Annotated in this window: 13 protein-coding genes; 3 read left to right on the top strand and 10 right to left on the bottom strand. The window is 66.6% G+C overall.

Translation table 11 applies throughout. The annotated features are described in order from the left end of the window. Positions 1-23 precede the first annotated feature (23 nt). Entirely contained in the window at positions 24-401 is a 378-nt protein-coding gene (locus RAM80_RS03050; RefSeq protein WP_416424760.1) for a response regulator, read from the top strand. Positions 402-537: 136 nt separating this feature from the next. Here RAM80_RS03050 and RAM80_RS03045 read toward each other — a convergent pair whose 3' ends face one another. The 3 genes from RAM80_RS03045 to RAM80_RS03035 all read right to left on the bottom strand — a co-directional run bounded on the left by RAM80_RS03045 (position 538) and on the right by RAM80_RS03035 (position 4,899). Beyond that, positions 538-2,253 carry an ATP-binding protein gene (locus tag RAM80_RS03045; protein WP_416424759.1) on the bottom strand — a complete coding sequence of 572 codons (1,716 nt, stop codon included), beginning with the start codon at positions 2,251-2,253 and terminating at the stop codon, positions 538-540. After that, a complete protein-coding gene (locus RAM80_RS03040; protein ID WP_416424758.1) occupies positions 2,250-3,731 on the bottom strand; it encodes an ATPase domain-containing protein in 1,482 nt (493 codons plus the stop codon). Before RAM80_RS03040 ends, RAM80_RS03045 begins: the two co-directional genes overlap by 4 nt. Before the next feature lie 109 nt (positions 3,732-3,840). After that, on the bottom strand, positions 3,841-4,899 hold the full coding sequence (locus RAM80_RS03035; protein WP_416424757.1) for a tetratricopeptide repeat protein: 1,059 nt from the start codon (positions 4,897-4,899) through the stop codon (positions 3,841-3,843). A gap of 1,166 nt (positions 4,900-6,065) precedes the next feature. Between RAM80_RS03035 and RAM80_RS03030 the strand changes: the two genes are divergently transcribed. Further along, on the top strand, positions 6,066-7,295 hold the full coding sequence (locus tag RAM80_RS03030) for a hypothetical protein (protein ID WP_416424756.1): 1,230 nt from the start codon (positions 6,066-6,068) through the stop codon (positions 7,293-7,295). Between the two features lie 259 nt (positions 7,296-7,554). After that, entirely contained in the window at positions 7,555-7,983 is a 429-nt protein-coding gene (locus tag RAM80_RS03025; RefSeq protein WP_416424755.1) for a hypothetical protein, read from the top strand. Between the two features lie 1,057 nt (positions 7,984-9,040). On the opposite strand, the gene RAM80_RS03020 is transcribed toward RAM80_RS03025, so the two are convergent. The 7 genes from RAM80_RS03020 to RAM80_RS02990 all read right to left on the bottom strand — a co-directional run bounded on the left by RAM80_RS03020 (position 9,041) and on the right by RAM80_RS02990 (position 20,615). After that, the gene (locus tag RAM80_RS03020; RefSeq protein ID WP_416424754.1) at positions 9,041-10,462 is read right to left on the bottom strand and encodes an efflux transporter outer membrane subunit; all 1,422 of its coding nucleotides are present in this window, start codon (positions 10,460-10,462) and stop codon (positions 9,041-9,043) included. Then, entirely contained in the window at positions 10,459-13,638 is a 3,180-nt protein-coding gene (locus RAM80_RS03015; protein WP_416424753.1) for an efflux RND transporter permease subunit, read from the bottom strand. Before RAM80_RS03015 ends, RAM80_RS03020 begins: the two co-directional genes overlap by 4 nt. Before the next feature lie 13 nt (positions 13,639-13,651). Continuing rightward, positions 13,652-14,887, bottom strand: coding sequence for a multidrug efflux RND transporter periplasmic adaptor subunit MexE (gene mexE, locus RAM80_RS03010; RefSeq protein ID WP_416424752.1), 1,236 nt, complete (start codon positions 14,885-14,887; stop codon positions 13,652-13,654). A gap of 1,151 nt (positions 14,888-16,038) precedes the next feature. Beyond that, the gene (locus RAM80_RS03005) at positions 16,039-16,896 is read right to left on the bottom strand and encodes an efflux RND transporter periplasmic adaptor subunit (RefSeq protein ID WP_416424751.1); all 858 of its coding nucleotides are present in this window, start codon (positions 16,894-16,896) and stop codon (positions 16,039-16,041) included. Positions 16,897-16,906: 10 nt separating this feature from the next. Then, complete coding sequence (locus RAM80_RS03000; protein ID WP_416424750.1) at positions 16,907-17,107, bottom strand: DUF1656 domain-containing protein; 201 nt, start codon at positions 17,105-17,107, stop codon at positions 16,907-16,909. Between the two features lie 17 nt (positions 17,108-17,124). Continuing rightward, positions 17,125-19,137, bottom strand: coding sequence for an FUSC family protein (locus RAM80_RS02995; RefSeq protein ID WP_416424749.1), 2,013 nt, complete (start codon positions 19,135-19,137; stop codon positions 17,125-17,127). Beyond that, a complete protein-coding gene (locus tag RAM80_RS02990) occupies positions 19,134-20,615 on the bottom strand; it encodes an efflux transporter outer membrane subunit (protein WP_416424748.1) in 1,482 nt (493 codons plus the stop codon). Before RAM80_RS02990 ends, RAM80_RS02995 begins: the two co-directional genes overlap by 4 nt. Positions 20,616-20,730: the final 115 nt, after the last annotated feature.

Here is a 20,730-nt window from a genome sequence, read left to right as displayed (position 1 = left end):
CCTAAAAGTACATAGGCGTTACCATGAGTGAAGATGCACAAGACGTTGTCCTCATTGTCGAGGATGAACCCTCGATTCTGATGGTGTTGTCCGACTACCTGAAAGGCGAGGGGTACCACGTGCTGGAGGCCGAGAACGGCGCCCAGGCGTTCGAGATCCTGGCGCGCAAGCCGCACCTGGACCTGATGGTCACCGATTATCGCTTGCCAGGCGGCATTTCGGGCGTGCAGATCGCCGAGCCGGCGCTGAAGCTGCGCCCGGAGCTGAAGGTGATTTTCATCAGCGGCTACCCGCAGGAAATCATCGAGTCCGGCAGCCCCATCACCCGCAACGCGCCGATTCTGGCCAAGCCGTTCGACCTCGATACCCTGGGCGAGAAGATTCAGCAGTTGCTGGTGTAACGACGCAATAGAGCGTCAATTGCGTAGCCGCTGCCGCCAGGCTGCGCTGGCCATTGTGAACCCTGAAGATCTTCAGCGAGGCACAGGGCCAGCGCAGCCTGGCGGCAGCGGCTACGCGTGTTTGGCGCAGGCCGCGTCACACCTCGATCATCTCCCGCACCTTCGCCGTCAGCAAATCAAACGCAAACGGCTTGGTGATCATCTGCATGCCCGGGTCCAGGAAGCCGCCGCGCACTGCCGCGTGTTCGGCGTAACCGGTGATGAACAGCACCTTGAGCCCCGGCCGCAGGTGCCGGCCGATTTCGGCCAGTTGCCGGCCGTTCATGCCGCCGGGCAACCCTACGTCGCTGATCAGCAGGTCAATGCGCTGGGGCGAGTTGAGGATGGGCAGGGCGCCCGCCGAATCGGCAGCCTCCATCCAGGTGTAACCCAGCTCGCGCAGTACCTCGCCCACCAGCACCCGCACGGCGCTGTCGTCCTCGACGATCAGCACCGTCTCGCCGCTGCGCGCCCGCCGTGCGCGGGCCACGGGGGCGTCGGCCTGGCCGGGCAGCTCGCCGCGGAAACGCGGCAGGTACAGGCTCACCGTGGTGCCCTTGCCGATTTCGCTGTCGATGGCCACATGGCCCTGGGACTGCTTGCTGAAGCCATAGATCATCGACAGGCCCAGGCCGGTGCCCTGGCCGATGGGCTTGGTGGTGAAGAAGGGGTCGAAGGCGCGGTTGATCACGCTCTGGGGCATGCCGCAGCCGTTGTCGCGCACGCTAAGGCACACGTAGTCGCCCACGGCCAGGTTGCTCTGGCCACGGGTGAAGGCGGCGTCCAGGTGGCAGTTGCGGGTTTGCACCATCAGCTCGCCGCCGTTGGGCATGGCGTCGCGGGCGTTGATCACCAGGTTGAGCAGGGCGCTTTCCAGCTGGTGCGGGTCGGCCTCGGCCACCCACAGTTCTTCGCCCAGGTTCATGTGCAGGCGAATGCTTTCATCCAGGCTGCGTTGCAGCAGCTCGTCCATGGCCACCACCAGGCGGTTCATCTGCACCGGCTGGGTGTCCAGTGACTGCCGGCGCGAGAACGCCAGCAGCCGATGAGTAAGACCAGCGGCGCGGTTGGCCGAGGTCACGCCCAGGTCGATAAGGTTGTCCAGGTCCTCGGTGCGGCCACGGGCGATGCGTCGGCGCATCAGCTCCAGGCTGCCGATGATGCCGGTGAGCATGTTGTTGAAGTCGTGGGCGATACCGCCGGTCAATTGGCCCACGGCTTCCATTTTCTGCGCCTGGCGCAGGGCTTCCTCGTTCTGGGTGATCTGCGCGGTGCGCTCTTCAACCTGCTGTTCCAGGGTTTCGTTGAGCTGGCGCAGGCGCTCCTCGCCCAGGCGCCCGGCGGTGAGCGCGCTTTGCAGGCGCTGCTGGCTGTCGCTGAGGTCGTTGAGGCGGTCGCGCGCTTCGTACTGGCGGCGCCGGCCACGGATGGCGGTGTTGATCAGGCTGACCAGCGCCACCGGGTGGAACGGCCGCTCCAGGAAACTGACGTTACCCAGTTGCGCGCCCAGGCGCATGGACGGCGGGTGGTCGGGGCCGCCATGGTAGGTCATCAGCACGATGGGCAGGTCGGACCAGGCCGGCTGCTGCTTCAGGAAGTCCAGCAGCGGTGCCAGGTTCAGGCCATTGAGGGCTTCCTCGGCGATCAGCGCCATGCCGGCGCCTTGGTGCAACTGGCTGCACAGGTCGCCCAGGTCGCTGGCCGGCGAGCCGCTGAATCCCGCCTCCTGCAGGATCGTCAGCGCCACCTGGCTGTCGCGCCCCAGGGGGGCGAGCACGATGGCGCGCTCGGGGGCCGGGGCCTGTGGGCTCATCGCGGTGGGTCCTGCAGCAGCGGGTTGCTGGCGCCGACGTAGGTGGGCACGCCGCGCAGCACGCCCTGGAAGTCATGCAGGGGCTCGCCGATGGTCATGCCCTGGCTGCCGATCTTGTATTCACGAATGGTCGCCTCGTGGCCGCCGTAGCGTTTCTTGATCACCGACATGGCCCGGCGCACCTGGCCCACGGCCTCGAAGTAGCGCAGCAGGATCACCGTGTCGGCCAGGTAGGTCAGGTCCACCGGCGCCTTCATGTCGCCCACCAGGCCCTGCTGGGCCACGGTCATGAAGGTGGCGGCGCCGCGGCGGTTGAGGAACAGCAGCAGCTCGTGGATGTGCATCACCGGCGAGCCCTCGTCGATCATCGCCGCCTGGTAGCCGTTGATGCTGTCGATGACCACGGTCTTGATCTGGTGCTCGTCGACCTTGCTGCGCACCCGGTGGGCGAATTCGCCCGGCGACAGCTCGGCCGCGTCCACCTGTTCGACGATCATGGCGCCGCTGGCCTGCATGCCCTCAAGGTCGATGCCCAGGCAACGCATGCGCTCGAACAGCAGCCCCAGCTCTTCGTCGAAAATGAACAGCGCGACCTTCTCGCCACGGGCCACTGCCGCCGCGGCGAAGACCATGGCGATCAGCGACTTGCCGGTGCCGGCGGGGCCTAGGATGAGGGTGCTGGAGCCGTTCTCGATGCCGCCGCCCAGCAGCGCGTCGAGGCCGGCGATGCCGCTGCTCAACTGGTTGCGCTCGTAGCGGGCGCGGTGCTCGGCGGCCACCAGGCGCGGGAACACCTGCACGCCGTCCTGGTGGATGGTGAAGTCGTGGTAGCCACCGCGGTATTGCTGCCCGCGGTATTTGACGATGCGCAGGCGGCGGCGCTCGGCGCCGTAGTCGGGGGCCTTTTCTTCCAGGCGAATGACGCCGTGGGCGATGCTGTGCAGGGTCTTGTCCAACGGTTCGCTGGTCATGTCATCGAGCAGCAGCACGGTGGCGTTGTAGCGCGCGAAGTGGTGCTTGATGGCCAGGATCTGCCGGCGGTAGCGCAGCGAACTCTGGGCCAGCAGGCGCACTTCGGAAAGGCTGTCGAGCACCACGCGTTCGGGTTGGTGCTGTTCGACGATGGCGAAGATCTGCCGGGTAGCCTCGCCCAGTTCCAGGTCGCTGGAGTACAGCAGGCTCTGTTGCTGCTGGGCGTCGAGGAGCATCTCCGGTGGGGTCAGTTCGAACACCTTGATCTGCTCGTCCAGCTCCCAGCCGTGGGAACGGGCGCCTTCGCGCAGCTCGCGCTCGGTTTCCGACAGGGTGATGTACAGGCAACGCTCGCCGGCGGCGGCGCCGTCGAGCAGAAATTGCAGGGCAACGGTGGTCTTGCCCGCGCCAGGTTGGCCTTCGAGCAGAAATATATGGCCGCGGCTCAAGCCGCCGCACAGAATGTCATCGAGACCGGCAATGCCGGTGGCAGCTTTCGACGTCATCAATGCTCAGTCCTCATGTGGCGATCAGGGCGCACAGGGGCCTTGCAAAGGGCCGCTGCACCTACACTGGACAGCGGCGGGCAACGGCAAGTTCCGATTATTCAGGGGGCTACAGGCCTTGCTGCAGGGCCGGGTCATCAGGGTTCTGCTGCTCCAGTTCCGCCAGCAGCACCTGCACGTTCTGCAGCTGGCCGGTCTGCTTCCAGTACTCGATCAACAGCACCCGGGCCTTGCGGTTGGCCGGCTGCCTGCGCAGGATCTCGTCCAGCTGGCGCTGGGCGGCTTCCACCTGGTCCATCTGGTGCAGGGTCACGGCCAGGCTGTAGCGGTAGTCGCTGTTGTCCGGTTCCAGCTCGGAGGCGCGGGCCAGGGCCAGCAGCGCGTATTCGCCCTGGCCGTGGCGGATCAGCCATTGCCCCAGTTCGTGCTGCAGCAACGCCGAGTCGGGGTGGGCGATCAGCTGCTCGGCCAGCAGCTGGCGCGAGGCGTCGTTCTGGCCCTGTTTTTCCAGCACCCGCACCTGCACCGCCACGGTCTCCAGGTCGCCGGGGGCCAGTTCATGGGCGTGCTTGAGGGTGGCCAGGGCCTGGGTGTAGTCGTCGTTGTACAGGTAGATGCGCGCCAATTGCAGTTGCCCATCGGCGTCGTCCGGGGTGCTGAGCAGGGCTTGCACGTATTCGTCCAGCACCGCGTCCAGCCGCGCAAAGTACAGGCCCAGGTCGTCGGGGGACAGGCCAAGCAGCGCGCGGGCGGCGTGGAAGCGAATCTCCTGGTCATCGTCATCCAGCAGCGGCCCCAGCAGCAGGCTGCGCTGGGCGTCGGGCACCAGGCGCGTCACCGCGTCGATGGCGCCATGGCGCACCAGCAGGTTCTGGCCGTCGGCGAGGTCCGCCTTGACCAGCTTCAGCGCCTGCGGGCTGGGGTAGTTGGGCAGCTCGGCCAGCAGGCTGATACGGCGGATGGGCGACAGGTCCTTGCGCGCCAGCTGCTGGTACAACACCCGCGCCGCGCCCGGCTGGCCGTTGTGCGCCTGCGCAAGCGCCCTGGAATAACTGTGCCGCAGCTCCGGCTCGCTGGGCGCAGGCGCCGGCCGTGTCAGGTACCAGGCGGCGCCCAGCACGATGAACAGGGTGAACAGCAGGGACAGGTTGCGGAAAAGCTTGGGCATTGAGCAGTCCGTAGCGCAGCGGGCTTTTGCAGGGTGGTCAGCTTGGGACAGGTGGGGGGTGGGAGTCAAACGTGGGGTGGGTTTAAAGATTCATCGTCGGGCCAACAAGGCTGCCAACGCCGATTTATCAGGCCATGGTACGGTGCAACAAATGTAGGAGCCGACCTTGGTCGCGATGCGCCGCGCGGGCGGCGCGCGATCTCAAGACCGCAACAGCCTCCAAGGCATGCACCTCCAAGCCCCACCGCAATCCTGTACCCGCTGCCGTCAGGCTACGCGATCGGGGCATGGCTGCCAGGTGCTAGGCGATGTTTTTTCAGTGCCCTTGAGATCGAGCGCCGCCCGCGCGGCGCATCGCGACCAAGGTCGGCTCCTACATTTGTTGCAACGTGCCATGGCCTGATAGACCTGCGTTGGCAGCCTTTGGTGCATGGCTGGGAAATGGGGAGGGGCCGTTCATGGCAACGTTTCCGTAGGGCCAAACGTAGGACAACTCACAGCGGCAGGCCACCGGGGGCTGGAGCCATGCAAACAAGGCTTAAACCTCGGTGTATCAGGCCATGGCACGGTGCAACAAATGTAGGAGCCGCCGGGGTCGCGCTCGACCTTGGTCGCGATGCGCCGCGCGGGCGGCGCTCGATTTCAAGGCCACCACAGCCTCCAAGGCATGCACCTCCAAGCCCCACCGCCATCCTGTAGCCGCTGCCGCCAGGCTGCGCTGGCCGGTGTGAACCCTGAAGATTTCCGGTGAGGCACAGGGCCTGCGCAGCCTGGCGGCAGCGGCTACGCGATTGCGTCATGGCCGCCAGGTGCTGGGCGATGTTTTTTCAGCGCGCTTGAAATCGAGCGCCGCCCGCGCGGCGCATCGCGACCAAGGTCGGCTCCTACGGTTTGTTGCAACGTGCCATGGCCTGATAGACCTGCGTTGGCAGCCTTTGGTGCATGGCTGGGAAATGGGCAGGGGCCGTTCCTGGGTGGCAATAACCTCCCCCGTAGCAGCTGCCGCAGGCTGCGTCCGGGCCACCGCGCAATACCTGGCTTAACTGGGTAAGTGCCCCGGACGCCGCCTGCGGCAGCTGCTACGGGGGACCTGTTATTTCTGACAGGTCACAGGAGGGGGCAAGTCTGCAACCCTGAACCTCCTTACTCAAGACAAGAAGCCCACCATGACCCATTTCACCGCACCCGGCGCCCTGGACCCTGGATTCAACGCAGGCGCCCGGCAAACCATCACGCCCAGTGGCCTGGCGAGCAAGATCCATTCGCTGCTGCCGTTGGCGGACGGCTCTATGCTGGTCGCCTCGTCTGGCGAGCCCACCAGCGCATTTGCGGTCAACCTGTTCAACGCCGATGGCAGCCTGCCGTCCCCTGAAATTTTCGGCAATTCGGTCAGCTCCCGTGGGCATGGCTATTTGCTGGACAGCTTCAGTTCAACTCGTCCCATCCCCCAGTTGCACGGGTACCGGAACAGTGAGTTCCACGTGCTGAGCTTTCAGCGTGAGGGGGTGCACATGGCGCGGTACGACGCAGCTGGCCTGCCGCAAGCCCGGCACGTGGTGGACTTTAGCGCACTGCCCACCGGCGCGGTTGCTCAGGGGCCGATGCTCAGCGCGGCGGACGGTGAGCTGCTGTACGTGGCGTTCACCGTTACGCTGCTCAACGCCGACACACTGGTGGCGGTGATGTGCATCACGGCTGACGGCGCGCTGAACCCAGCGTTCAACGGGACCGGCGTGCAGTTGGTGCACCTGCCCGACAGCACCACCCGTGCCAGCGCCTTGCGTGGCTTGGGCATCCAGCGGCTGGGCGCCAATGCCGGCAAGGTAGTGCTCGCCGGCGGTTGGAGCGCTGGGGGGGCGGACGAAGGGCTGTACGTGACGCGCCTGAATACCAATGGCGAGCTCGATTCGACGTTTGGCGAGCGCGGTTTTAGCTGGGTGGCTGCTGACCAGTACCGCTACATGCAGTTGATTGTCGACCCGGCCGACACCCTGAAGTTGTGCGGCTCGCTCAGGGATCGCGAAGCGTCACCGCGTACCCGTGAGGTGGCCATTGCCTGGAACGCCGACGGGGCGGTGGACCGTGCGTTTAACAATGGCCTTGCGCTGCTGGAAACATTCTCGGCTGCCGCAAATGAGTTAAGGACGCCCGTGTTCTTCAGTTCCAGCGAGCAGGCCGGAGTCTATCGTCTTGCCTGCTTGAAATGGTTCAACAGCCAGCAAATCATCATGGCTGCGCTTGACGGCACTGGGCGCATGGATGACGCCATTGGGCGTGTGTCGCTCACGGTGGCGGGATCGATGGGTAACAGCACGGGTGGCGCGGTGGCGCACGACGGCGATGGAAAGATGCTGGCAAGCTGGCATTCTTCGGTGTTCCGCGTATTGGGGCGATAAAACAGCCCCCATCAATCCCCGTAGCAGCTGCCGAAGGCTGCGTCAGGCCCATCGCGCAGTACCTGGCACACCTTGGTGCCCAGGACGCAGCCTTCGGCAGCTGCTACGGGGGGTGCACCGAGCACAACGTTTCCGTAGGACTAAACGTAGGACAATTCTGATTTGCTCGGGTAGGCTTGTTCGGCCCGGGTCATGGCAATAACCTCCCTCGTGCCACTGCTTCCAGTGGTCGGGTTTGGTAGCCCGGGTTCTAAAGTAATTGCGTATTGGCACCTGTGGTGGCTGTACGCAGGGCACCTTCGTGTGCGCCGGTTTTACTTACTTTTCCCGGTCTACCAACCTGCGTACCGCCGCCTCCCATCGTTTGGTAGCGATGCAGCAGCGTTCATCCAAAAGTAAAGGGTTGCCCATGACGTTCGAAATTCCCACCGATCCACCTTCCACCGCCACCCTGGCATTCGGCGCCACCGACGACTCGGGTGAGCCGTTCTACACCGTACGGGCCGGTATCCCCATGGAACATGCCTTGGGGCAGATATCGCTGTTGCTGAAAGGTGCTGGCGAATCAGCGTATGAATTGTGCGACTGCGAAGTGCGTGAGCGCGGCCTGCTGTGGTCCGCGCTGCATCAGATCGAAGCCGCGAAGGCCCTGACGGATGCATTGATTCGCGGTGCTTCGCTGAATTGATGGGTCTACGCCCACAGGCCACCTAAACCTGAAGCCGGGCCAACAAGGCGGGCAACTCGGGATATCAGGCCATGGCACGGTGCAACAAATGTAGGAGCCGCCGGGGTCGCGCTCGACCTTGGTCGCGATGCGCCGCGCGGGCGGCGCGCGATCTCAAGGCCGCCACAGCCTCCAAGGCATGCACCTCCAAGCCCCACCGCAATCCTGTAGCCGCTGCCGCCAGGCTGCGCTGGCCGGTGTGAACCCTGAAGATTTCCAGTGAGGTACAGGGCATGCGCAGCCTGGCGGCAGCGGCTACGCGATTGCTCCATGGCTGCCAGGTGCTAGCCGATGTTTTTTCAGCGCGCTTGAAATCGAGCGCCGCCCGCGCGGCGCATCGCGACCAAGGTCGGCTCCTACGGTTTGTTGCAACGTGCCATGGCCTGATAGACCTGCGTTGGCAGCCTTTGCTGCATGGCTGGGAAATGGGGAGGGGCCGTTCATGGCAACGTTTCCGTAGGGCCAAACGTAGGACAACTCACAGCGGCAGGCCACCGGGGTCTGGAGCCATGCAAACAAGGCTTAAACCTCGGTGTGTCAGGCCATGGCACGGTGCAACAAATGTAGGAGCCGCCGGGGTCGCGCTCGACCTTGGTCGCGATGCGCTGCGCGGGCGGCGCGCGATCTCAAGGCCGCCACAGCCTCCAAGGCATGCACCTCCAAGCCCCACCGCAATCCTGTAGCCGCTGCCGCCAGGCTGCGCTGGCCGGTGTGAACCCTGAAGATTTTTAGTGAGGCACAGGGCCAGCGCAGCCTGGCGGCAGCGGCTACGCGATTGCGTCATGGCCGCCAGGTGCTGGGCGATGTTTTTTCAGCGCGCTTGAAATCGAGCGCCGCCCGCGCGGCGCATCGCGACCAAGGTCGGCTCCTACGGTTTGTTGCACCGTGCCATGGCCTGATAGTCCGAGTTGTCCGCCTTTGTTTGTTCGGCTCAGGGTTTGCGCCAGGCACAAAAAAGCCCCGCACGAGGGCGGGGCAAAAAGGTCAGTCAAAAACCAACCAAAGGAGCTCGGTTAAATCACTGGGCCGAGGCCACTGCCTGGCCTTTGTCCGGCACCTGCCAGCCGCCGCCCAAGGCCTTGTAGATGGCGACGATGCCGCGGTACTGCTCGATCTCGGCCTGGGCCTGGGCGTCTTCGGCGCTCAGGCGTTCGCGTTCGGCGTCCAGCAGCACCAGGTAGTCGACGGTGCCTTCGCGGTACTGGATCGAGGCCAGGTCGGCGGCGGCGCGGCTGGCCTGGCTCTGTTTGTTCAGCGAGGCCAGGCGCTGCTGGATCTTGCGGTAGTCGCTGAAGGCGTTTTCCGACTCTTCCAGGGCCAGCAGCACCTGCTGTTCGTAGGTGGCCAGGGCGCCTTCGGCTTCGGCGTTGGCGCCACGGATGCGCGCTTTCACGCTGCCCAGGTTGAACGCCGCCCAGGTGATGCTCGGGCCCAGGGACCAGGCGTTGGCGGCGGCCGAGCCGATCTGCGAACCGCGGGCGGCGGTGAAGCCCAGGAAGCCGGACAGGCTGACCCGTGGGAACAGGTCGGCGGTGGCCACGCCGACGTTGGCGGTGGCTGCGGCCAGCTTGCGTTCGGCGCTGCGCACGTCGGGGCGGCGGCGCAGCAGCTCGCCAGGGTCACCAATGGGCAGGGCCTTGGAGATGGCCGGCAGCTTCGCCGGGCTCAGGTCCACGCTCAACTGGTCCGGGCGCTGGCCCAGCAGGGTGGCGATGCGGTTGCGCGCCCGTACCTGTTCGGCCTGCAGTTGCGGCACGGTGGCTTCGACCCCGGCCAGGCGCGCGTCGGCGCGCACCACGTCCAGTTCGTTGCCCACGCCGGCGTCACGCAGGCTGACGGTGATGGTGCGCGACTCCTGCTGGGTCTTCAGGTTGGCCCGGGCAATGTCTTCGCGCAGTTGCGCGCCGCGCAGGTCACCGTAGGCGTCCACCAGGTCGGCGATCATGGTCACCTGCAGCTGCTGCAGGTCGGCGCGGGCGGCGTCTTCCTGGGCATCGCTGGCTTCCAGGCTGCGCTGGATGCGGCCGAACAGGTCGACCTCCCAGGCCATGTCCAGGCCCAGGTCATAGCGCTCCTGGTTGACCCGGTCGGTGGTCTGGCCGGGCACCTGGCCCTTGCCGACTTCGCTGCTGACGCGGCTGGTCACCACCGGGAAGCGCTCGGTGTTGACGTCGTCGCGGATGGCGCGGGCCGCCTTCAGGCGGGCGAAGGCCACGCGCAGGTCGCGGTTGCCGGCCAGCGAGGTCTGCACCAGCTGGTTCAGGGTAGGGTCGTCGAACTGCTGCCACCACACCGCGTCGAAATGACCGCGGTCGTACTGGCCGTCCTTGGCGGCAACGACGTTGGCCGCCGCCGTGTCCGGGGTCTTGTAGTCGGGGCCCACGGCGCAGGCCGCCAGGGCCAGCACCAGCAGGCTGGGCATGAAGAGTTTCAGGCTCATGCTGGGTTCTCCAGGGTCAGAAGCTGGGCGGCCTTGCGGGCCTTTTTCTTTTCCACGCGGTTGCGGATCAGCACGAAGAACACCGGGGTCAGCAGCAGGCCGAAGAAGGTCACCCCCAGCATGCCGGAGAACACCGCCACGCCCATGGCATGGCGCATCTCGGCACCGGCGCCGTGGGACAGCACCAGCGGCACTACGCCCATGATGAACGCGAACGAGGTCATCAGGATCGGCCGCAGACGCATGCGGCAGGCTTCCAGCACGGCGGCCAGCGGGTCCAGGCCTTCTTCCTGCTTGTCCTTGGCAAACTCGACGATCAGGATCGCGTTCTTGCACGCCAGCCCCACCAGCACGATCAGGCCGATCTGGGTGAAGATGTTGTTGTCGCTACCGGCGATGATCACGCCAGCGATGGCCGACAACAGCGTCATGGGCACGATCAGGATCACCGCCAGCGGCAGGCTCCAGCTTTCGTACTGGGCGGCCAGCACCAGGAAGGCCAGCAGCACGCACAGCGGGAACACGAACAGCGCGGTGTTGCCCGAGAGGATCTGCTGGTAGGTCAGCTCGGTCCACTCGTAGGTCATGCCGTTGGGCAGCTCCTGCTTCAGCAGTTTCTCCACTGCCGCCTGGGCCTGGCCGGAGCTGTAGCCGGGGGCGGCGTTGCCGCTGATTTCGGCGGTGACGAAGCCGTTGTAGTGCATCACCCGGTCCGGACCCGAGGTGTTGTTGACCTTGATGAAGGTCGCCAGCGGGATCATCTCGCCCAGGTTGTTGCGCACCTTCAGCTGGCCGATCTGCTCGGGCTCGAGGCGGAACTGCTGCTCGGCCTGGACGTTGACCTGGTAGGTGCGGCCAAAGCGGTTGAAGTCGTTGGCGTACAGCGAGCCCAGGTAGATCTGCAGGGTGTCGAAGATGTCGCTGATGGCCACGCCGTGGGTCTTGGCTTTCTCGCGGTCGATGGCGGCGTCCACCTGCGGCACGTTCACGGTGTAGCTGGTGAACAGCCCGGCCAGTTCCGGCACGCTGCGGCTCTTGGCGATGATGTTCTGGGTTTCGGTGTACAGCGCGTCGTAGCCCAGGTTGCCACGGTCCTCGATCTGCAGGCGGAAGCCGCCGATAGTGCCTAGGCCCTGCACGGGCGGTGGCGGGAAGATCGCCATGTAGGCGTCCTGGATGGCGGCGTACTTGCCGTTCAGGGCGCCGGCGATGGCCGCGGCCGACTCGCTGGGGTCACGGCGCTCGTCGAAGTCCTTCAGGGCCACGAAGACGATGCCGTTGTTGGGGCTGTTGGTGAAGCCGTTGATCGACAGGCCCGGGAAAGCGATGGCGTTGGCCACCCCCGGCTGCTTCATGGCGATCTCCGACATCTGCTTGATGACGTCTTCGGTGCGGTCCAGGCTGGCGGCATCGGGCAGCTGCGCGAAGGCCACCAGGTACTGCTTGTCCTGGGCCGGGACGAAGCCGGTGGGGGTGCTGGAAAAGCCCAGCCAGGTCAGGCCGATGAGGCCGGCGTACACCACCAGGGCCACGCCGCTGCGGCGGATCACCCGGCGCACGGTGCCTACGTAGCCATGGCTGGCCTTGACGAAGAAGCGGTTGAACGGCGCGAACAGCCAGCCGCCCAGCAGCTTTTCCAGCACCCGCGAGAAGCGGTCCTTGGGCGCGTCGTGGCCTTTGAGCAACACCGCGGCGAGGGCCGGCGACAGGGTCAGCGAGTTGAACGCCGAGATCACCGTGGAGATCGCGATGGTCAGGGCGAACTGCTTGTAGAACTGCCCGGTCAAGCCACTGATGAAGGCGGCCGGCACGAACACCGCGCACAGCACCAGCGCCGTGGCGATGATAGGCCCGGTCACTTCGCCCATGGCGCGCTTGGTGGCGTCCACGGGGTTCAAGCCCAGCTCGATGTTGCGCTCGACGTTCTCCACCACCACGATGGCGTCGTCCACCACGATGCCGATGGCCAGCACCAGGCCGAACAGCGACAGGGCGTTGAGCGAGAAGCCGAACAGGTGCATGACCGCGAAGGTACCGATCAGCGACACCGGTACCGCCACCAACGGGATGATCGAGGCGCGCCAGGTCTGCAGGAACAGGATCACCACCAGCACCACCAGAATCAGTGCCTCGAACAGGGTGTGGATCACCGCCTCGATGGAGCCACGGACGAAGATGGTCGGGTCATAGACGATGCTGTAGTCCATGCCTTCGGGGAAGCTCTTCTTCAGTTCGGCCATCTTGGCCCGCACTTCATTGGAGATGTCGATGGCGTTGGAGCCAGGGCGCTGGAAGATCGGGATGGCCACCGCCGGCTGGTTGTTGAGCAGCGAGCGCAGGGCGTACTGGCTGGAGCCCAGCTCGACGCGGGCGATGTCTTTCAGGCGAGTGATCTCGCCGTCGGCACCGGTGCGGATGATGATGTTCTCGAACTCATCCTCGGTGACCAGGCGGCCCTGGGTGTTGATCGACATCTGGAAGCTGGTGGCGCTGGGCGAGGGCGGCGAGCCCAATTGGCCGGCGGCCACCTGGCGGTTCTGCTCGCGAATGGCGGTGACCACGTCGGTGGCGGTCAGGTTGCGCGACGCGGTCTTGTTCGGGTCCAGCCACACGCGCAGGGAGTAGTCGCCCATGCCGAACAGCTGCACGTCGCCGACGCCACCCAGCCGCGCCAACTCATCCTTGATGTTGAGGATGGCGTAGTTGGACAGGTAGAGCATGTCGTAGCGTTTGTCCGGCGAGGTCAGGTGCACCACCATGGTCAGGTCGGGGGAGGCCTTGTCCACGGTGATGCCGATGCGCGTCACTTCCTCAGGCAGCTTGGGCTCGGTGCGCGTCACCCGGTTCTGCACCTGCACCTGGGCGTTGTCAAGGTCGGTGCCCAGGGCGAAGGTGATGGTCAGGGTCAACTTGCCGTCGGCGGTGGACTGCGAGGACATGTACAGCATGTTCTCCACGCCGGTGATGGCCTGCTCCAGCGGCGCGGCCACGGTTTCACCGATGACCTTGGGGTTGGCGCCGGGGAAGTTGGCGCGCACCACCACGGTGGGCGGTACCACTTCGGGGTATTCGCTGATGGGCAACTGGAACAGCGAGATCGCGCCGCCGATCAGGATCAACAGCGAGAGCACGGCGGCGAAGATCGGCCGCTGGATAAAGAACTGGGAAAATTTCATCGGTCTGTTCCTGTTAGCCGCGTGGCGTGGCGGCGCTGGCCAGGTTCACGCTGGCAGCGGCGGCGGGCTTGTTGCTGGCTTGCAGCGCCCGCAGTTGCTCGGCCAGGGCGGCGAGGGTGGCGGGGCTGGCCATGGGCGCGTCCTGCGGGTCGACCTGGGCGCCGGGGTGCACGCGCTGCAGGCCGTTGATGACGATGGTGTCGTCCTTGGCCAGGCCCGAACGGACGATGCGCAGGCCTTCGAGTTTCGGCCCCAGCTCCACGGTGCGGTAGGCGGCCTTGTGGTCCTTGTCCACCACCAGCACGTACTTCTTGCCCAGGTCGCTGGCCACGGCCTCGTCCTTGATCAGCACGGCCTCGTAGGTGGCACTGCCCACCAGTTTCAGGCGGGCGTACAGGCCGGGGGTGTAGCTGCCGTCGCTGTTGTCGAACACGGCGCGGCCGCGGATGGTGCCGGTCTTGGGGTTGACCTGGTTGTCGACGAAGTCCATCTGGCCCAGGTGCGGGTTGCCGTCCTCGTTGGACAGGCCCAGGTACACCGGGGTGGTGGCGCCGCGCTCGCCCTTGCGCGCCAGCTGGCTGTACTTGAGGTACACGCGCTCGTCGGCGTCGAAGTAGGCGTACACCTTGTCGGTGGACACCAGGCTGGTCAGCGGCGTGACGTCGGCGGTGACGATGTTGCCGGCGGTGATCTCGGCGCGGCTGACGCGGCCGCTGATGGGCGCGGTGACGCGGGTGAAGCTCAGGTTCAGGCGGGCCAGGTCCAGCTGGGCCTGGATGGCGGCCACGGCGGCGCGCGATTCCTGGGCGGTGCTGGTGCGGGTTTCGGCAAGCTCGGTGGAGATGGCGTTGCTGGCGCGCAGGCGCTCGCCGCGCTGGGATTCGCTTTCGGTACGGGTGGCGGTGGCGCGGGCCTGTTGCAGTTGCGCTTCCAGGCGGCGTACTTCGGCTTCGAAGGGACGTGGGTCGATCTGGAACAGCAGGTCGCCTTTCTTCACCAGGGCGCCTTCGGTGAAGGCTACCTGGTCGATCTGCCCGGACACCCGTGGGCGCACTTCAACGGTTTGCGGCGCCTCCAGGCGCCCGGTGAACTCGTCCCACTCGTTGATGGGCTGCTCCAGCACCTTGGCCACGGTGACTTTCGGCGCCGCTGGCGCCTGGGCCACTTCGGGGGCACGCCCGCAAGCACTCATCACCACGACCGCGAGGGCGGCCAGAGGGAAGCGTAGATGTTTGATTGACTGTTCCATGGGGCACGTCCACCACTGTATTGAGAATGGGCGGAGTGTGTTCGCTTGGGCGGGTTATCGACGAATCGAATGGGGCGAAGGTATATATCATTCACAATGATATTAGAGTGCCCCCAAGGCTCTGGGACGGGGATTTCGTAAGCTTGCTATCGATTTTGGTGATGGCGGGCGCTTCTGAAAAGGGGACGCCGCGAATGGCGTGGCCGCTGCCGCCAGGCTGCGCTGGCCCGGGCGTACGCCGCAGATCTTCAGCGTGGATCAGGGCCAGCGCAGCCTTCGGCAGCGGCTACATCGCGTGGTAGCGGCCGCAGTTGGAAAAGGTGACGCCGCGAATGGTGTAGCCGCTGCCGCCAGGCTGCGCTGGCCCGGGCGTACGCCGCCGATCTTCAGCGTGGCTCAGGGCCAGCGCAGCCTTCGGCAGCGGCTACATCGCGTGGTAGCTGCCGCAGTTGGAAAAGGTGACGCCGCGAATGGCGTGGCCGCTGCCGCCAGGCTGCGCTGGCCCGGGCGTACGCCGCAGATCTTCAGCGTGGCTCAGGGCCAGCGCAGCCTTCGGCAGCGGCTACATCGCGTGGTAGCTGCCGCAGTTGGAAAAGCGGACGCCGCGAATGGCGTGGCCGCTGCCGCCAGGCTGCGCTGGCCCGGGCGTACGCCGCAGATCTTCAGCGTGGACCAGGGCCAGCGCAGCCTTCGGCAGCGGCTACATCGGGTGTAGCTGCCGCAGTTGGAAAAGGGGACGCCGCGAATGGCGTAGTCGCTGCCGCCAGGCTGCGCTGGCCCGGGTGTACGCCGCAGATCTTCAGCGTGGATCAGGACATCGCGTGGTAGCTGCCGCAGTTGGAAAAGGTGACGCCGCGAATGGCGTAGCCGCTGCCGCCAGGCTGCGCTGGCCGGGGCGTACGCCGCCGATCTTCAGCGTGGCTCAGGGCCAGCGCAGCCTTCGGCAGCGGCTACATCGTGGTAGCTGCCGCAGTTGGAAAAGGTGACGCCGCGAATGGCGTAGCCGCTGCCGCCAGGCTGCGCTGGCCCGGGCGTACGCCGCCGATCTTCAGCGTGGACCAGGGCCAGCGCAGCCTTCGGCAGCGGCTACATCGCGTAGCAGCAACTGTCTTGTAGCAGCTGCCGAAGGCTGCGTCCGGCCGCGCCGCGGTTCAAGCACCGGGGCTGATGACCACTGTGCAGGTAGTACCCGCCGCCAGCACCATGTCCTGCGGCACGTCATCCAACTGAATACGCACCGGCACGCGCTGGGCCAGGCGCACCCAGTTGAACGTCGGGTTCACATCGGCCACCAGCTCGCGGCTCTCGGGGTTGTCGCGGTCGTAGATGCCGCGCGAGATGCTTTCGACGTGGCCCTTGAGCACTTCGCCGCTCATCATCTGCAACTGTGCCTTGTCGCCCACTTTTACGTTGGGCAGCTTCGATTCCTCGAAATAACCGTACACCCAGAACGAATGGCGGTCGACCACGGCCATCTTCGCCTCGCCCACCTTGGCGTAGTCGCCCGGGTGCACGTTGAGGTTGGTGACGTAGCCGTCGACGCTGGCCACCACCTGGGTGCGGGCCAGGTTCAGCTGCGCGGCGTCCAGCGCGGCCACGGCCTGCTGGTAGTCGGCCTGGGCGGCGCTGGCGGTGTTGCCGGCGTCTTCGCGGCTTTCCTTGGACACCACCAGGTTGTCCATGTCGGCGCGGCGCTTGGCGTTGACTTCGCGCATCTGCCAGGTGGCCTTGCGCGAGGCCACCAGGGCCTTGGCCTGGTCCACGGCCACCTGGTAGTGGGCCGGGTCGATGCGCATCAGCACGTCGCCCTTTTTCACCAGCTGGTTGTCGTGCACCGGCACCTCCACCACCACGCCGCTGACGTCCGGGGCGACGTTGATGATGTCGGCGCGCACGCGGCCGTCACGGGTCCAGGGCTGGGCCATGTAGTGGTTCCACAGGGTCGAACCCAGCTGGGCGGCCACGGCCACCACCAGCAGGGTCGCCACTACGCTGAAGAGTTTTTTCATGGTTGGCGTCTCAACGGTAGATGGTCAGCGCCAGGGCGCTGAACAGGCAGATGAACAGGCTCAGGCGCACCAGCGGGGCGTGCCAGAAGAAGCGGTACAGGTTCAGCGCGATCAGCGCGCGGTCCAGCAGCCAGGCCAGCAGGGCGCTGGCGCCGAGCACCAGCAACAGGGTCGGCAGGTACAGTTCGAGGAAAAACAGTTCGCGGGGCATGGTCGGTCAGGTCCGGGTCAGGCGCTGGCCAGCGGCGAGCGGGGGTTGAGCAGGGCGCTGCGGATAAAGTGCAGGTACGCTGCCTGGGGCTGCGCCGGTTGTGCCGCCAGCGCCTCGTCCAGGGCCAGCAGCGCCTGTTCGCGCTGGGCCGCGCCGGGGCGGTCGAACAGCCGTGCCAGGGCCGTGCTGACCGCCGCGGGCGCCTGGCCCAGCTCGCGCAGGCGCACCAGGGCGTGGCCCACGTCCTGCACGCTCAGCGCCCATTGCAGCAGTTCGTCCTGCACCGCCGGGCGTGCCGCCGACAGCGAGGTGGCGTGCTGCAGCACGTCGCGGCTGCGGCTGTCGAAACGCTGGCGCAGGTGCTTCAGGCTGCCATGGGCGGCGAAGCCGACCTGGCGGCGCAGGTCGCGTTGCAGGTGGCGCCAGGCCCAGGGCGCGTTGCTGGGCAAAATCACCGCGCCGGCGATGGCGCACAGGCCGAAGGCGATGATGTTGGCGATGCAGTCGTTGAGGAAACCGCTGGGGTTATAGACCGTCAGGTTCGCCGGGATGGCGCCGGTAGCGAAGGTGATCAGGAAGCCCAGGCCGATGCCCATGGTGGACATGCGCGTGGTCAGGAAACCGCCGAACAGCAGCGCCGGGGCCAGCACGAAGCACAGCAGGGGAAAACCGTCGATGTGCGGGTACAGCAGGAAGTATTCGATGAAGCCGAACAGGCTGCTGAGCACCACGCCCAGGCCCATCTGCACGCCTGCGCGCCACGGGTTCGGGGTGCTGGCGGTGAGGCTGATGCCGGCGGCCGCCGAGATCATCAGGCTGATGCCGCTGGGCCAGGCGGTGGCGAGCCAGAAGCTGGCGGCCAGGGCCACGGTCAGGAAACCGCGCACGCCCGAGGCGGCGCACAGCCACAGGTTGGTGCGCGGCGTGTAGCCGGCGGCCCATCGTTCGCGCGGGTGGCGGTGGCTGGCGAGCGAGGCGTGGGTCTGGGCGTAGTCGTGCAGTTCGTCGATCAGCCCCAACAGCAGCTCGCCGGCGGTGTCCAGGTCTTGCTGGCAGGCGGTGGCCGGCAGGTGCCGGAGGCGCACGGCGGTGTCGGCGTGCAGGCGCTGCAGGCGCTCGGCCAGGGGCGCGGCGCCGGCGCTGTCCAGCGGCTGGTTGCGGTAGTCTTCCAGCAGCGCCACCAGCCCGGCCAGCGCCGGTTGCAGGTCCTCCCATGCCCCTGGCGCTTCGTGGCGCAGGCGCTGCAGCTGCTGGTGCAGGGCGTTGAAGCGCGTGGTGCACTGCATGAATTCGCTGTTGAGGCGGCTCAGGCGGCCGCTGCGCATGTGCGTCAGCGGGTCTTCGAACACGGTCACGCTACGCAGGTGCTCCAGGCCCACGGCCTCGGCCACCAGGCGGCGGTTGTGCTGGGCGAAGGCGCCCTCGGCCAGGCGGCCTTGCAGGCTGTCGGCGGCAAAGGCGGCGAACAGCCCCAGGCGCTTGCCGATGGTGGCGCGCAGCGCCGTGCGGCTGTTCTGCGGGAAGATCACCGCCGAGACCACGCCGCTGCAGATCACCGCCAGGCCGATCTCGATGGCCCGCCACACCGCCGACAGGTACACGCCTTCGGGGTGGCTGAGGGCCGGCACGCCGACGATGGCGGCGGTGTAGCCGGTGAGCACGAAGGCATAGGCCTGGAAGTTGCGGTAGCGCGCCGACAGCCCGCAGCACAGCCCCACCCACAGTGCCAGGCAGCCCAGGAACAGGTCGCTGTGCTGGCCGAACAGGGCGATCAGGGTGACCACCACCACCGCGCCCAGCAAGGTGCCCAGCAAGCGCCAGGCGCTCTTGGCAATGACCTGGCCGCTTTGCGGCTGCATGACGATGAACACCGTGGCCAGTGCCGTGGTCGGTTGCGGCAGCTCCAGGCGCAAGGCCAGCCAATAGGTGAGGAAGGTGGCAGTGAGCAGCTTGAACAGGTAGATCCAGGTCACGCCGTCACGTTCGGCCCAGGCGCGCAGGGCGGCGCGCCAGTCGTTGCCCAGGCTCATGGTTGCTGCTCGCCGCGCAGCAGCGCCAGGCCGGGCTTGGCCGGGGTGGCGCGGGCTGGATCGGGGCTGTCATTGCCGGCGCGCACACCGCCGCCCAGGGCAATCACCAGCGAGGCCTGGGTTTGCAGGCGTGCGGCCTGCACCTGCTGCAGGGTCTGCTGTTCGCGGAACAGCTGGGTCTGGGCGTTGAGCACCTCCAGGTAGCCGGTCAGGCCGCGCTGGAAGGCGATGCGCGCAATGTCATAGCTGCGCTGGGCGTTGGCCACGCCCTGGCTGGCCAGGGTGAATTGCTGGTCCATGGAGTGGCGGCGGATCAGCTGGTCGCTGATGTCCTTCAGCGCCTGCACCAGGGTCTGGTTGTACTGGGCGACGGCCAGGTCGTAGCCGGCCGAGGCGGCGCCCAGCTGGGCGCGCAGGCGGCCGCCGTCGAAGATCGGCAGGCTCAGGGCCGGGCCCACGGTCCAGGTCTGCTTGCTGGCGTTGAGGAACTCCAGCACGCCACCGCCGGTGGCGCTGAAGCCGAGGCTGGCCGCCAGGTCCACGTCAGGATAGAACCCGGCGCGCGCCACTTCGATGCCGCGTGCCTGGGCGTTGACGCGCCAGCGGCTGGCGACCACGTCCGGGCGCTGGCCCAGCAGTTGCGCGGGCAGGCGGGCTGGCAGGGCCAGCGCGGCGCCCAGGGCCAGGGTAGGGCGTTGCAGGCTCTGCGCAGCGCCCGGGCCCTTGCCGGCCAGGGCGGCCAGCTGGTTGCCGCTCAGGGCAATGCTTTCATCCAGGCTGTCGATCTGGCGCAGGGTTTCGGGCAGCGAGGTCTGCGCCTGGCTAACCTCCAGCTGGGTGCCGATACCGTGGTCAAAACGCTTCTGGGCCAGGTCCAGCACCTGCTGCTGTTGCTTGAGCAGGGCCTGGAGAATGTCGCGTTGGGCGTACTGTTCCGACAGCTGGATATAGGCGCGGACGATGTTGCCCTGCAGCTCCAGCTGCGCGGCGCGCCCCTGGGCGGCCGCGGCGTGGGCGCTGTCCAGGGCCTGTTCAGTGGCGCTCTGCTCGCGGCCCCACAGGTCCAGGGAATAGCTCAGGCCCAGGGCGGCGCTGTTGTCGAAGTCGGTGACATCGGCCAGCTCGCCGGGGCCGTAGAAGTTGTCGGTGGGCCATTTGTGGCGGGTGATCGAGGCCTTGCCGTTGACCTGCGGCGCCTCATTGGCGGCGGTCACCCCGGCCATGGCCTTGGCCTGGCGCACCCGCGCGGCGGCTTCAGCCAGGGTTGGGCTATTGCGCTGGGCGTCGTCGATCCAGCGGTTGAGCTGGGCGTCGCCGTAGGCCATCCACCAGCGGCTGTCGGGCCAGTGGGCGTCGTTGCGGGCCTGGGCAATGGCGGCGTCGAGCTGCAACTGGTTGGCGGCCATGGGCTGGCTAGTCGGGCCGATGCCGTGGGTGCTGATGCAACCACTGATTGTTAACGTTAATGTGAGTAACATCAGGGGTAAGGCGTGTCTGGTCATGCGTGTATTCACCGCTGGTCGTTCCCCTGATGTGCCCGTTGATTATGGATGGGGAGGATTTTACCGGCTGGCGGCTGATGCAATAAACGCA

The sequence above is a fragment of the Pseudomonas sp. App30 genome (assembly GCF_047947025.1).
Classification (GTDB): domain Bacteria; phylum Pseudomonadota; class Gammaproteobacteria; order Pseudomonadales; family Pseudomonadaceae; genus Aquipseudomonas.
This window is presented reverse-complemented; position numbering and strand designations above follow the sequence as displayed.